General features: G+C 63.3%; 12 protein-coding genes and 1 tRNA gene. 3 read left to right on the top strand and 10 right to left on the bottom strand.

Features of this window, described 5'->3' with window-relative positions; genetic code table 11:
• Positions 1-30: 30 nt before the first annotated feature.
• From NKH28_RS14695 to NKH28_RS14660, 8 genes are all read right to left on the bottom strand, one after another.
• The gene (locus NKH28_RS14695) at positions 31-1,107 is read right to left on the bottom strand and encodes an LLM class flavin-dependent oxidoreductase (protein ID WP_352616972.1); all 1,077 of its coding nucleotides are present in this window, start codon (positions 1,105-1,107) and stop codon (positions 31-33) included.
• 74 nt (positions 1,108-1,181) lie between these two features.
• Positions 1,182-2,537, bottom strand: a complete 1,356-nt coding sequence (locus tag NKH28_RS14690; protein WP_352979315.1) for an LLM class flavin-dependent oxidoreductase — start codon at positions 2,535-2,537, stop codon at positions 1,182-1,184.
• Positions 2,534-3,727: an acyl-CoA dehydrogenase family protein gene (locus NKH28_RS14685; protein WP_352979313.1), complete on the bottom strand. Its 1,194-nt coding sequence runs from the start codon at positions 3,725-3,727 to the stop codon at positions 2,534-2,536. Before NKH28_RS14685 ends, NKH28_RS14690 begins: the two co-directional genes overlap by 4 nt.
• Positions 3,720-4,061 carry a DUF3088 domain-containing protein gene (locus NKH28_RS14680; protein ID WP_352683052.1) on the bottom strand — a complete coding sequence of 114 codons (342 nt, stop codon included), beginning with the start codon at positions 4,059-4,061 and terminating at the stop codon, positions 3,720-3,722. The genes NKH28_RS14685 and NKH28_RS14680 overlap by 8 nt, the downstream gene beginning before the upstream one ends.
• Positions 4,062-4,068: 7 nt before the next feature.
• Positions 4,069-5,424: an LLM class flavin-dependent oxidoreductase gene (locus tag NKH28_RS14675; protein ID WP_352979311.1), complete on the bottom strand. Its 1,356-nt coding sequence runs from the start codon at positions 5,422-5,424 to the stop codon at positions 4,069-4,071.
• A 13-nt stretch (positions 5,425-5,437) separates the two neighbouring features.
• A complete protein-coding gene (locus NKH28_RS14670; protein ID WP_352979309.1) occupies positions 5,438-6,613 on the bottom strand; it encodes an acyl-CoA dehydrogenase family protein in 1,176 nt (391 codons plus the stop codon).
• Between the two features lie 24 nt (positions 6,614-6,637).
• Positions 6,638-8,077: an NAD(P)-binding domain-containing protein gene (locus NKH28_RS14665; protein WP_352979307.1), complete on the bottom strand. Its 1,440-nt coding sequence runs from the start codon at positions 8,075-8,077 to the stop codon at positions 6,638-6,640.
• A 643-nt stretch (positions 8,078-8,720) separates the two neighbouring features.
• Positions 8,721-8,805, bottom strand: a tRNA-Leu gene (locus tag NKH28_RS14660).
• A gap of 455 nt (positions 8,806-9,260) precedes the next feature.
• On the opposite strand from NKH28_RS14660, the gene NKH28_RS14655 reads away from it, so the two are divergent.
• Both NKH28_RS14655 and NKH28_RS14650 read left to right on the top strand, forming a co-directional pair.
• A complete protein-coding gene (locus tag NKH28_RS14655) occupies positions 9,261-9,848 on the top strand; it encodes a YqaA family protein (RefSeq protein WP_352471381.1) in 588 nt (195 codons plus the stop codon).
• Between the two features lie 29 nt (positions 9,849-9,877).
• Positions 9,878-10,396 (top strand): disulfide bond formation protein B, encoded by a 519-nt coding sequence (locus tag NKH28_RS14650; protein WP_352471383.1) that lies wholly within the window; start codon positions 9,878-9,880, stop codon positions 10,394-10,396.
• A gap of 151 nt (positions 10,397-10,547) precedes the next feature.
• Here the strand turns inward: NKH28_RS14650 and NKH28_RS14645 are convergent, their stop codons facing one another.
• Together NKH28_RS14645 and NKH28_RS14640 are read right to left on the bottom strand one after the other, a co-directional pair.
• On the bottom strand, positions 10,548-11,105 hold the full coding sequence (locus NKH28_RS14645; protein ID WP_023677956.1) for an HNH endonuclease: 558 nt from the start codon (positions 11,103-11,105) through the stop codon (positions 10,548-10,550).
• A gap of 129 nt (positions 11,106-11,234) precedes the next feature.
• Positions 11,235-11,876, bottom strand: coding sequence for a DNA-3-methyladenine glycosylase family protein (locus tag NKH28_RS14640; protein WP_352979305.1), 642 nt, complete (start codon positions 11,874-11,876; stop codon positions 11,235-11,237).
• Positions 11,877-11,998: 122 nt separating this feature from the next.
• Here NKH28_RS14640 and gluQRS point away from each other — a divergent pair, with 122 nt between their 5' ends.
• On the top strand, positions 11,999-12,874 hold the full coding sequence (gluQRS, locus tag NKH28_RS14635) for a tRNA glutamyl-Q(34) synthetase GluQRS (RefSeq protein WP_352979303.1): 876 nt from the start codon (positions 11,999-12,001) through the stop codon (positions 12,872-12,874).
• Positions 12,875-12,996 lie beyond the last annotated feature (122 nt).

Raw genomic sequence — 12,996 nt, 5'->3', positions numbered from 1 at the left:
GACGACCCCAGGTCATTCAAGAAGCGCGGCTTAGGCCCCGTTGCGCAAAAGCGGAAGCAACTGATCGCCTTGCCGCTTGATCTCGGAAAGATACGGCGTGTCCGAGAGCACGAAATGCGTGATGCCCAGATCCCGGTATCTGCCGAGCGAGCGGGCGACGTCGGCGGCCGAGCCGACCAGCCAGGTGGTGCCAGCGCCGCCGCCGCCATATTTGCCCGGCGCAGTATAGAGATTGTCGTCCAGCACCTCGCCGCGCGCGTGCAGATCGAGCAGACGCTGCTGGCCCACCGCTACCGCCCGACCGTGATCGTTCCAGCCGGCTCCCTGGCCCTTGGCCATCTCGTCGACCTTCGCTTCTGCGTCCGCCCAGGCCTGCCCAGCGGTGTCGCGGACCAGCGTGGTGACCCGCAACCCGAACTCCAGAGGCGGGAGGTCTCGGTCGAGTTCCCTGCTCAAGGCTTTGAGCCGCTCGATCCGCTCCCGGACGCCGTCGAGCGGCTCACCCCAGAAGAGCTGGACATCCGCCTCGCTGGCCGACACCCGCTCCGCCGCCTCCGACGCGCCGCCGAAGTAGAGCTTGGGATGGCGACGATCGCCACGGACATGGATGCGGGGCATCACGGTAGAGCCAGTGACCTGGAAGTGCTCGCCCGCAAAGGTCACGTTCTCTTCAGTCCAAAGTCTGCGAACCAGGCGCATGAACTCTCTGGTACGGGCATAGCGATGTATCTGGTCACCTTCGCTGTCGCCATAAGCAGCGAGGTTGTCCTTGCCTGACACTATGTTGATACGCACGCGACCGGCGGTCAGCTGGTCGAGCGTGGCTACGGCGGATGCGAAGTGCGCCGGCCGCCAGTACCCCGGGCGGATCGCGATGAGCGGCTCGAAGGAGGTGGTCCGCGCGGCGAGCGAGGCCGCGACAGTAAAAGTGTCGGGCCGACCCCAGCCGGTACCGATCAGCGCGCCCTTCCAGCCGTATTCCTCAAGCGCCTTTGCGTGGCTGGTCAGCGTCTCCAGGCTGTTGTGGTTCTCGACGGCCGGCTCGCCGCGGTGACCGGGAGCGACCTGGTTCGGGATGTACCAAAGAAATTCGGTATCAGCGCTCATTGTCGGGCCTGTATTTTGGCCGGGCATGGAGGTCAATGGCAGGACCCTCCGCTCCGTTGTATTTTGATGATCATTCAAAGGGCTGCCCCTAGCAGCCCTGGCGCCTTGCTCGGCTGCGGTGCAAAGCGGCTTTCGGGCCGGGCAAGGCCGAGATGGTCGCGCAGCGTGCGCCCTTCATATTCCGTTCGGAACACCCCTCGCCGGCGCAGGATCGGCACCACCGTATCGACAAAGACCTCCAGTCCGGTCGGCAGCACGTCCGGCATCAGATTGAAGCCGTCGGCGGCGCCGGCGACAAACCATCTTTCGATATCGTCGGCGATCTGCTCCGGCGTGCCGACGATGGTGCGGTGGCCAGTGCTGCCGTTCAGCGCCCGGATCAGCTGGCGAACCGTGAAATCATTGCTGCGGGCGAGCGCGAGCGTGGCCTTGAAGAAGGTGTGGCCGCCGTTGGGGGGCAGTTGAATCCCTTCCGGCAACTTCTCATCGAGCTTCAGCCGCTCGCGATCGATGCCGAGCACGCCGGACAGCCGCCCAAGGCTGTAGTCGAGCGGAATGCGATCCCACAGCTCTTCTTGCCGCCGCTCCGCTTCCCCCTCTGTGCTGCCGATGATAGTGGCTAGGCCGGCGAGGTTGAGCGGCACGCCGCCGGTGCGGCCATAGGCGACGGCACGCGCCTTAAGTTCCCGCGCATAGCCGAGCGCTTCCTCGAAAGATTGCGATGCGGAAAACACGGCTTCGGCGTGGCGGGCGGCGAGGTCCTTGCCGTCATCCGACCCGCCGGCCTGGACGACCACCGGATGCCCTTGCGGCGAACGCGGCACATTGTGCGGCCCGTGCACCGAGAAATGTGCGCCCTTGTGGTCGATGGCGTGAACCTTGGTGGCATCGACGAAGCGCCCGCTGGCGACATCACCGATGAAGGCATCGTCCTCCCAGCTGTCCCACAATGCCTTGACGATGTCAGCGAATTCCGCCGCCCGCTCGTAGCGCCGGCCATGATCGATGGCACCGTTGAGGCCGAAATTGCGGGCCGAGGCGGGATCGGCCGTGGTGACGATGTTCCAGCCGATGCGTCCGCCGCTGACATGGTCGAGCGTCGCGAAGCGCCTGGCGATATTGTAGGGCTCGTTGAAGCTGGTTGAAGCGGTGGCGATCAGGCCGATGCGCTCGGTTGCGGCGGCTACCGTCGCCAGCACGATGGTCGGCTCCAGCGACGTGATCGGACGATAGTCAATGCGGTCCGATATCGCCGCTTGGTCGGCAAGGAATACGGCGTCGAGCTTTGCGCGCTCTGCGATCTTCGCCACTTGCACATAGTGGTCGACGGTGAAGGCGGCATAGGGGTCGACGCCGTCCATCCGCCATGCCGCCGGCGAGAAGCCGGCATGCAGGATGTTGACGTTGAGATGGAGCTGCCGGCCGCTCATCGAAAGACGCCGGGCTCGGGATAAGCGCCGGTCAGATACCAGGTGCCGACGGTGCGGGTCTTGTATTCGGCAGGGTTGTGCAAGGTGTGAATGCGTGCGTTGCGCCAGAAGCGGTCGAAGCCGTATTTGCGCACTGCCGAGCGGGCACCCATGACCTCGAATATCTCGGTCGTGACTTCGAGCGCAACATCGCCTGCCAGCACATTGGCCGCGGCGACGGCAACCGCCGCCTCACCGCGTTCTTGCTCGGTCAGCGCCTTGCCGCGCGCGATCGCATGATCGATCGCCGCCGCAGCCCGATCGGCCAGCACTGTCGCTGCCCGCGTCTTGACCCACAGTTCGCCATACTGCCGCTTGATCCATGGATCGTCGATATGGCGCTCGACGCCGGAATACATCCACGGCCGCGAACTATTGAGCGTGTAGTCTCGTGCCGCCAGCAGCGCGCCCTGGGCCGTGCCGACAAAGACATTGAGCAACACGCTCTGCTGCTGCAGCGGGCCGATGGTGCGGATTGGCAACGACGCGTCGACCCAACCGCGCACCAACTCGCTGTCGTGGATCCTGACGTCCTTGTAGGCGACCTTGCCGCTGCCGGTCTGCGTCTGGCCGATGCCGTCCCAGTCATCGAGAACGGTGATGCCTTCACGGTCCGCGGGGATCGCTGCAAACTTCCTCTCGCCGCTGCTCTCGTCCTCCCACGAGGTCGAAAGATAATCGGCAACATGCGAGCCGGAGGCAAAGGGTTTGAAACCATTGACGATCGTCCACTCGCCATCCTTGCGGCCGAACAGCGTTTTGGAAAAGCTGTTGCCGGTGTTGCCCCAGAACCAGTCGCCGGCAGCCGAACGCCGAAGCAGATCGGCTGAACGCGGCTCGTCCGAGTTGAGCCTGGCGGCGATCAATGCGCTGAAATGGTAGCCATAGATATGGCCGATCGAGCCGTCGACCTTGGCGAACTCGCGGCCGATCTTCAGCGCCGTCGAATAGGGTTCGCCGGCGCCGCCGAATTCCTTGGGAATGACGATGGTGAGCAGGCCGCTCTCCTTGAGCAGCCGTATCTGCTCGACGGGCCTGCCGCCAAGTTGGTCGCGCTCGACCGCGTCGCGGGCAAAGATCTCGCGCAGCTCGGCCGCCTTGGCGATCCATGGATTGGAGGTATCAGGATCGAAGGTCATGCTGTCACTCATGCAGATGCGGAAAGCCGTGGCGCTCGGCAAGCAGTGCAAGAATGCGCCTGGTGTCATCGGCGAAGACCTTGCCCTTGGCCGTCGGCAAGTCGGCGGGCGGATTGCTGCCGATGATCAGCACCGGCAGCGACTGGTGCCGTTCGCCGAGCGCGTCGATCACCTTGCCTCTCGGCCTCGAAAACGGCACGCGCTCAACGTCGAGTCTGGCGGCGAGATCGGGAAAGGCTGCGAGCAATCCCTCAACCTGGTTGCAATAGGGGCAGACGAACGTCTGGCCCGGCTGATTTGGGTCGGCGAAACCCGGCTGGATGAGAAAGAGCGTGTCGCGCGCCATTGCCGGCCTATTCCGCAGCTGCCGCGGCATGCCGCGAAAAACGGTTTGCCGGTCGCTTCAGGCCGAGATTGTCGCGCAAGGTGCTGCCCTCATACTCGTCGCGGAACAGGCCACGGCGGCGCAGTTCCGGCACCACCAGCTCGATGAAATCCTTCAGGCCGCCGGGCATGATCGGCGCCATGATGTTGAAGCCGTCGGCGCCGTAATTCTCGAACCGCTCTTCCATGGTGTCGGCGATCTGTTGCGGCGTGCCGACCACCTGCCAGTGGCCGCGGGCGCCGGCGATGCGCAGATAAAGCTGCCGGATCGTCAGATTCTCGCGTCGCGCCAGATCGATCACCAGCGCTTGCCGGCTCTTGCCGGCATTGGTCTCCGGCAAATCCGGCACCGGCCCGTCGAGCGGATAGGCGCTAAGGTCGAAGCCGCCGGCCAGCGCCGAGACCAGACCGAGGCCGACTTCCGGCTGGATGAGATCCTGCAACTGTTCGAACTTCTCCCGCGCCTCGGCTTCGGTGCGGCCGACGACCGGGAAAATGCCTGGCAGGACTTTCAGGTCATCCTCCGAGCGGCCATATTTGCCGAGCCTGCCCTTGACGTCGGCATAGAAGGCGGTGGCTTCGTCGAGCGTGATCTGCGCGGCGAAAATCGCTTCCGCCGTGCGCGCCGCCAGTTCCTTGCCCGGGCCGGACGCGCCGGCCTGGACGACGACCGGATAACCTTGCGGTGAGCGCGGCGTGTTCAGCGGACCACGCACCTTGAAATGCTGGCCCTTGTGGTTCAGCACGTGGAGCTTGTCCTTGTCGAAATAGCGTCCGCTCTCCCTGTCGCGCGGGAAAGCGTCATCCTCCCAACTGTCCCACAGGCCGAGCACGACATCGGCGAATTCCTCGGCGCGGTCGTAGCGCTCGCCGTGCTGGATATGCGTGTCGTGGCCGAAATTGAACGCAGCCTCCGGATCGGAAGAGGTGACCAGATTCCAGCCTGCGCGCCCGCCGCTCAAATGGTCGAGCGACGCGAACTGGCGGGCCAGATTGTAGGGATCGGAAAAACTGGTCGACGCCGTGGCGATGAGGCCGATGTTCCTGGTCACAGCCGACAGTGCCGACAGCAGCGTGATCGGCTCGAACGGATAGACGCCGCTATGCGCCTTGCGGCTGGCGGCCTCGAGGTTGCTCAGCCGCGCCGCGACGCCATCGGCAAAGAAGATCGCGTCGAATTTGGCCGCTTCCGCCAGCCGGGCAAGTTCGACGTAGTCGCCGAGGCTGGTCCCCTCGCCTGCCGCTGGATGGCGCCAGGCCGCCACATGGTGACCGGTGAAGAGCAGAAACGCTCCCAGCTTGAGCTTGTCCTCGCGCCTGGCCATTTTTTTCGCCTCCTCAGCGGTACAGTCCGCCGGCCGGGAATTCCCCGGTCAGCAACCAGGTGCCGATCGTGCGCTTCTTGTATTCGGCCGGATTGTGCAGCGTGTGCGTGCGCACGTTGCGCCAGAACCTGTCGTAGCCATTGGCCTTGGTGGCTGAGCGGGCGCCCATCACCTCGAAAACCTCGCTCGACGCGTCGAGGCCGATTTGTCCGGCGTAGACATTGGCGGTGGCGAGATCGATCGCCGTCTGCCCGCGCTGCTCCAGGGTCAACGCCTCGCCCTGGCCATAGGCGGCATCGAGGCTGCATGCTGCTATATCGGCCAGTTCGGCCGCCGCGAGCGTGCGGATATAGAGGTCGCCATATTTGCGTTGCACGAACGGATCGTCGGTATGTTTCTCATAGCCGGAATAGACCCAGGGGCGCGATTGCGAGACCGTATAGTCGCGGCCTTCGCTCAGCGCTCCTTGCGCGCTGCCGACGAACAGGTTGAGCAGGACCGCCTGCTGGAACAGTGACGTCAGCGTCTGGAACGGCGTCAGCGGCACCGCGGGCGAGCCAATCAGTTCGTCGTCGCCGACATGCACGTCCTTGAACGTGACCTTGCCGCTGCCGGTCTGCCGCTGGCCGACACCATCCCAGTCATCCTCGATGACGATGCCCTCACGGTCAGCCGGGATCGCTGCCGCTAGTCGATCCTGGCCGTCCTCCCAGGCAACCTGGATGTAGTCTGCGATGTGTGAACCGGAGGAGAACGGCCGAAAGCCGCTCAGGATCCAGCCCGTGCCGTTGCGCCTGGCCGTCGACGTCTTCGACATGGCGTTGCCGGAATTGCCCCAGACCCAGTTCTCCCTTGCCGAGCGTGTCAGCAGCCGGTCCCTCTGCGCCTCCGTGCCACGGAACAGCACGCCATTGAGCGGCAGATGATGGTATCCGTAGAGATGGGCGAGCGAGCCGTCGGTGCGGGCGAATTCGCGCACGACGCGAAGCACCGACAGCCAGGGTGCGCCCTTGCCGCCATAGCGCTTGGGAATCTGCGCCGACGGCAAACCACTTTCCTTCAGCAGGCGGATCTGTTCGACGGGCCGGCCGCCGGCCTTGTCGCGCACCACGGCATCCCGATCGAAGATTTCGCGCAGTTCGACCGCCGTGGCGACGAACGGGTCGGAAAGGTCAGGGCTGAAGGTCATCGGCGTTTGTCCATGGAAATGCGTCTATTCCGCCGCGATGGTCTGCGCCGGCCGCGAGACGGAAGCGGCATAGGCGTCTTCGCCGAACTCGGCCGGATGGCTCCCGGTTATGCGGCTCTCATGGCTGTCGAGATCGGCGAGGAAGAGATCGCGGCTGATGCGCGCGACAACGGCCGGCACATCGCGCCTGATCGACGGCACATCGCCGATCGGCAGGCCGAAACTGACAAAGCCGCCGGGATTGAAGACATGGATATTCCTCAGGAATGGCGCCTCCCCCGGCGCCTTCTCGAGAAATTCATGGCCGAGGCCGAGATAAGGATGGGCGCCGAAAAATTCATCCAGCTCTGCTTCCGGCGGCGCGTACTGGTCGCGCCATAGCCGGATGGTGGCGGCGAAATCGGCGAACTCAGGCTTGCGCGTCGGGTCGGCGAAATAGCCGGTGCTGGCGACGACGAAGTCGAACGCAAACGTCTCGCCTGCGATATCGGTGACGACCTTGCCGTCTTCGACATCCGCATTTGTCCAGGGGGCACCGAGATGGAGATGAAAATTCTGGTGCCGCACCGCCCGCTCCACCGCATCGAGCGGCGGCGTTGAACCGGCCTCGCGGAAGCGCAATGCCTGGCGCCAGCGCACCGCATCGGGCAGCCGAGGATAATTGTCATAGGCGCCGGGATAGCCGCGCACGCGGTTGATCGGCACACTGGCAATGCTGTTGCGGCGGGCAAAGAGACGCACCGATTTCGCGCCGGCCTCAAGGGCAGCTCCGGCCGCATCGAATGCCGAAGCCGCCGACCCGACGACAGCCATTGCCTTGCCCTTGAGCGAGGCAAAATCGATTGCCGCCGAACTGTGTGCGACAAGGCCCCGCGGCAAGGCGGCAAGTACCGCCGGTATCACTGGACCGCCGCTGCCGCCAAAGCCATTGGCCAGAATGATCTTGCGCGCCGTTTCGACCGATGGCGTGCCGTCGGCTTCGAGGTGGAGGCGAAAAAGCCCGCCGGCCGGCTCGATGCGAATGAGACGCGTGCCGTAACGGATGCCGATACCGAGGAACGCGCGATACCATTTCAGGTAGTTCGCCCAATCCGTCCGTGCGATGCGGTCGAATCCGGCATAGGCTTCCGCACCGTGGCGGGCTTCGTACCAGGACTGAAAGCTCAAGCCCGGCAAGCCGAGTTCCGGCCCCGGCAAGCCCTTTGGCGTTCGCAGCCGGTTCATCCGTGCATGAGTGAACCAGATGCCGGCCTTGCTTTCATCCGGTGCCGCGTCGACGACAGTAACCTTGCCGATGCCGGCACGCCTCAACGCGAAGGCAAAGGTCGCCCCCGTCTGCCCACCGCCAACGATGAAGACATTGTGGTCGATGCCTTCCCGGTCCGGCACCCAGTTCTGCGGATCGGGGCCGATCAGCCGGAGCGTCTCCCGGGCGTGGTGATCTGGATCGGTCGGTAAGGCCATTTCGGTCCCGGCTGAAGTTGAGCCTCATCAAACTCCGCCTCGGTCGGCAAACAGTCCAGAAATGTTCGCTTTGATTGGCCGGTAGTTTTTTTCACTTGCATTGCAACGACGCGCTTTCACAGCCGACGAATGGGCGGCGCGTGTGGCCTCCCTGAAGCCGGGGCATCTTTTTGATATTGCAGCGGGCTCAAGCGCACTGGTCATTTTATTTCTTACGGCTCACGCGTAATGCGCCGACGCAGTCGGGCATTGGTGTCGAGCACATCAGCGGCGTCGCGTGGTCAGCGGGATCAAGCTTGATCTTGGTCGACCGACATGGGTGACGTCCGCCATCTGAAAGACGGCAGATCGCGGATACACCAGCAACGGTCCTCGCAGGATAGGACAGCGCAGCTACTCAACAGGCGTCCCAAGAGGCCCGTCGGCTACTCCATCGCAGGAACGAAAACCAGAAGAGTAGCGGACCTTTCGTGTGCAGTTTTTGCACACGATCTCTCATAACATATTGATTTTATGTATTGATCTGTCCCATCCATCACCGGACATTGCGGAGTATCCTGGTGGAGGTGGGCGGCCGACACGATTCGAACTCTGGCGCGACAGGTGAAATGACTGCCGTTCTCAAAGTTTGTTGGCCGATAGTTGGTGCGGGTGGTCGGGCTCGAACCGACACTCCTTTCGGAACTGGATTTTGAATCCAGCGCGTCTACCAGTTTCACCACACCCGCAAGGCGCTAACTCATTTACCTCTCAACGCTCTCATGCTGCACCTACGCAGAGGGTGGCAGTTCGAGAATTAAGCGGCTCTTAACTCCTAACCCATTGACCTCCAATCCTATTACCCTGCGGGCTGACGGTAGACGCATCCTGATTTTGAGTCGAGCGCGTCTACCAATTCCGCCATAGGGGCTCAGGCCGGGCGGCCTGGATGGGCGCGGACTATACGGTTGGAGGCCTGTTCGTCAACTGGCCAAATCCCGACATCTGGGCTCGCTCAAGCCTCAGCCTTTCGATTTCGTGAAGCAGCTGCCATTGTGCAGCGCGGAAAATCTTTCTAGACAGGCGGCGCATGTCATTGAAGCGCACCTCGTCCGACGAGGTTGATGCGGGCGCTTCCAAGTCTTGTTTGTACATGTCGTGATCCCAAGACCGCTTCTGGTTTGGGCGTGCATTAGGAGTGCCGATGCTTCGCGGACTTTACGACTGGACCTTGTCGCTGGCGGCGAGCAAATCCGCCGAATGGTGGCTGGCCTTCATCGCCTTCGTCGAGAGCTCGGTGTTCCTGGTGCCGGCCGACGTCCTCTATCTGCCGATGGCGCTGTCGCGGCCGGATCGCGCCTATCGTTACGCGCTGGTCGCCACCGTCGCCTCGGTGCTGGGCGGCATCGCCGGCTGGTTCATCGGCCATTATGCCTATGATGCGATGGCGCGGCCGATCCTCGAATTTTATGGCAAATATGACGAGTTCGAGGCGATGCGCGTCTCATCGGGTGTTGGCTTCATCATCCTGATGCTGGTCACCTCCGGCCTCGCCCATCTGCCGCCGATCAAGGTTGTGACGATCCTGTCGGGCGTCATCGGTGTTCCTTTGCTGCTGTTCATCGTGCTGGCAATCGTGGCGCGCGGTGCTCGCTTCCTGTTTCTCGCGTGGCTCTTGCGCCGCTATGGCGAGCCGATCCGCCACTTCATCGAAAAGCGCCTTGGCCAGATTGCAGGCGCCGCCGCCGCCGCCCTGATTTTGCTCTATATCGTCGTCAAATACGCCGTCTGAACGGCATCGAACCGAATGGACTGAGCCCGATGACAGCGACCGTGAATACCGATACCGGACGCCAGCGGCTGCGCACCGCCCTGTTCCTCGCTGTCGCCATGGCCGCCACGGTCGGCTCGGCGCTGGCCTTCCAGTATCTCGGCGGCTACATCCCCTGCAAGCTCTGCCTCGAGCAGCGCACGCCTTACTACGTCGGCGTGCCCTTGATGCTGCTGGCGGTGCTTGCGTCGGCTCTTCAGGCGCCAGCCTGGGTAAGCCGTGGCCTGCTGGCCATTGGCGGCCTGCTGATGCTCTACGGCGGCTATCTCGGCGTTTATCACTCCGGCGTCGAATGGGCGTGGTGGCCAGGCCCGACCGATTGCACCGCAGCCGCCGGGCCGGTGGACACCGGCGGCAAGGGCGTGCTCGATGCGCTCGACAAATTCGTCCCGCCCTCCTGCGACAAGGCGGCGCTCCGGATCCTCGGCCTGTCGCTGGCCGGCTGGAACGCCATCGCCAGCTTTGTCCTGGCAGTCGTAGCCTTCCGCAGCGCCTTCGCCCGCGACTGATTTAGCGCGACACGAGATCATCCAAGAATTCGGCAGGCTGAGTCGGGTGGAGTGATTGCCGAGAACCGAAGCGGAGCGGACATTGGTCCGTGAGCATCGGAAGCGCAGAAAATCGCTTCAGACGGCCAGCCTCCCGAATTATCGGATGATCTCACGGCTCGAGTTCGACATCCCAGTACAGATAATCCATCCAGCTTTCGTGTAGATGGTTGGGCGGGAACAGCCGGCCGTTATTATGCAAATCATGCACCGTCGGCTGGTAGGGCTTCTGCAGCGGCCACATCTTGGCGTGGGCCGGCATCATGCCGCCCTTCCTCAGATTGCAGGGCGAGCAGGCAGCGACGACATTCTCCCAGGTCGTGGCGCCGCCGCGATGGCGAGGAATGACATGGTCGAACGTCAGATCGTCCGGCGTGCCGCAATATTGGCATTGGAAACGGTCACGCAGGAAGACGTTGAAACGGGTAAACGCCGGATGCCTCGACGGCTTCACGTAAGCCTTCAGGCTGACGACGCTCGGCAGCTTCATCGAAAAGGTCGGTGAAGAGACGGCGTGTTCGTATTCGGCGACGATGTTCACCCTCTCGAGGAACACCGCCTTGATGGCATCCTGCCAGGACCAGAGCGACAGGGGGTAATAGCTGAGCGGACGGTAATCCGCGTTCAGCACCAGCGCTGGAAGCCCATCCGGAGATACGGCAACCGTCACGTCGTTGACCTCCTTCACCCTAGAACCGGTCGACGCGGATACTGTAAGCCCGACATGACAGGGATGTGAAGCGGATTGTCGATCATGCCGGGTCTCAAAAACGCATGATTTCAATGCTTTTTTGCGGATTCAGGCCGGAGGCGTGGCATCCCTGCCCTTCAATTCGCGATAATAAGCCCAGAAAAGCCGCGATGCGACACCACGCCACGGGCTCCATGATTCGGCAAGCCGGATCAGCATTTTCTCCGGCGGACGCGGGTCGATGCCTAGTGCATGGCCGACCGCGCTCTGCAATGCAACGTCGCGCACCGGAAAGATGTCCGGGTGTCCGGCGGCAAACAAAAGGTAGACTTCAGCCGTCCACGGGCCGATCCCCGGCACCCTGGTCATGGCCGTGATCGCTTCGCTTGCATCGAGCCGGCAGAGGTGATCGAGGTCGAGCCCGTCGGCCACCGCCCGGGCGACGGCAACCAGGCCGCGCTGCTTGGGTCGCGACAGCCCGGCCTCGCGAAAGATCACCTCGTCGGCGGCAAGTATCGCCTGCGGCGTCAGCGGATCGAGCAGTCTCGTCAGCCGGCCGAAGATGGCGTCGGCGCTCGCGCGGGACACTTGTTGCGAAACGACGATGGAAGCAAGGCTCCTGAACCCCGGCTCCGACAGCCTGAGCGGCACCTCGCCGGCCATGCCGCGCACTCTTTCCAGGCGTGGGTCGAGTAAGCATAGCCTATCCAGCCCTTGCGCAATGTCGTCGAGACTGGCGATGCGTTGCATGTCTGCTTGTTCCAAAATCAAAAGTGCCGCACGCTTCGTCACGTGTCCCTCTGGACGCACGACGCCACCGGCGCAAAGTAGCAATTGGCGAAAGCGCCACACAACCCGATTGCCGCCGGACAATGACACTGCTGACATTCCGCTTCGCGCCGAGCCCGAACGGCGAACTGCATCTCGGCCATGCCTATTCGGCGCTGCTCAATCAGAAATTGGCAAAGGCGACGGGCGGACGCCTGCTGCTGCGCATCGAGGATATCGACACGACACGCTGCACGCCGGAATTCGAGGCAGGCATTTTTCGCGACCTGAAATGGCTGGGGCTTGGCTGGGAGGAACCGGTGCGCCGCCAGTCCGAGCATTTTGCCGAATATCGGGCGATGCTCGAGCGGCTGATCGAGGAAGAACTTGTCTACCCGGCCTTCATGAGCAGAAGTGAGATCCGCGCCTTTATCGCCGACAGCGAGAAGCGTGGCCGCGACTGGCCGCGCGACCCGGACGGCGTGCCGCTCTATCCTGCCGCCGACAAGGCGTTGACGGCGAGCGAACGCAAGCGGCGCCAGGCCGAAAATGTGCCATTTGCCTGGCGGCTGGACGTCGATGCGGCAATAGCGCGCGCCGGCAAGGACCTGTCATGGGCCGAATACATGGACGAGACGCTCTCCGCGACGCGTCGTGTCGAAGCCCATCCGCAGGATTGGGGCGACGTGGTCGTGGCGCGCCGCGAAATCCCGACCAGCTATCACCTCGCCGTCACCATGGACGACGCGCTGCAGGGCGTCAGCCATGTCGTGCGCGGCCAGGATCTCTATTCCGCGACCAGCGTGCAGCGGCTGCTTCAGCAACTGCTTGGCCTGCCGCAGCCGGCCTATTTTCACCATCGCCTGATCCTCGGCCCGGACGGACGAAAACTGTCGAAGAGTCTTGGCGATACCGGCCTTGCCGCCCAGCGTAAGACGGGCGCATCGCCGGACGATGTGAGGCGGCTGGTCGGTCTCTAGCGGCGCCACCGGCATTCCTTGAATGGAAATGAGCCTATGGATCAACGGTTTGGTTTTGCCTTCCGCTCGGAACGGCATTAGAGCAAGCGCGACAATCAGTCCTCACCGACGCGTGGCCTCCG

It is taken from the genome of Mesorhizobium sp. M1227, from assembly GCF_040318315.1.
Lineage (GTDB): Bacteria > Pseudomonadota > Alphaproteobacteria > Rhizobiales > Rhizobiaceae > Mesorhizobium.
This window is presented reverse-complemented; position numbering and strand designations above follow the sequence as displayed.

Bases quoted from the DNA above. Each gene is read 5' to 3' on its own strand.
- NKH28_RS14675 (WP_352979311.1), bottom strand. From the start codon at position 5,424: ATGGCCAGGCGCGAGGACAAGCTCAAGCTGGGAGCGTTTCTGCTCTTC.
- gluQRS (WP_352979303.1), top strand. From the start codon at position 11,999: ATGACACTGCTGACATTCCGCTTCGCGCCGAGCCCGAACGGCGAACTG.
- NKH28_RS14640 (WP_352979305.1), bottom strand. From the start codon at position 11,876: ATGCAACGCATCGCCAGTCTCGACGACATTGCGCAAGGGCTGGATAGG.
- NKH28_RS14665 (WP_352979307.1), bottom strand. From the start codon at position 8,077: ATGGCCTTACCGACCGATCCAGATCACCACGCCCGGGAGACGCTCCGG.
- NKH28_RS14680 (WP_352683052.1), bottom strand. From the start codon at position 4,061: ATGGCGCGCGACACGCTCTTTCTCATCCAGCCGGGTTTCGCCGACCCA.
- NKH28_RS14655 (WP_352471381.1), top strand. From the start codon at position 9,261: ATGCTTCGCGGACTTTACGACTGGACCTTGTCGCTGGCGGCGAGCAAA.
- NKH28_RS14690 (WP_352979315.1), bottom strand. From the start codon at position 2,537: ATGAGCGGCCGGCAGCTCCATCTCAACGTCAACATCCTGCATGCCGGC.
- NKH28_RS14650 (WP_352471383.1), top strand. From the start codon at position 9,878: ATGACAGCGACCGTGAATACCGATACCGGACGCCAGCGGCTGCGCACC.
- NKH28_RS14670 (WP_352979309.1), bottom strand. From the start codon at position 6,613: ATGACCTTCAGCCCTGACCTTTCCGACCCGTTCGTCGCCACGGCGGTC.
- NKH28_RS14685 (WP_352979313.1), bottom strand. From the start codon at position 3,727: ATGAGTGACAGCATGACCTTCGATCCTGATACCTCCAATCCATGGATC.
- NKH28_RS14695 (WP_352616972.1), bottom strand. From the start codon at position 1,107: ATGAGCGCTGATACCGAATTTCTTTGGTACATCCCGAACCAGGTCGCT.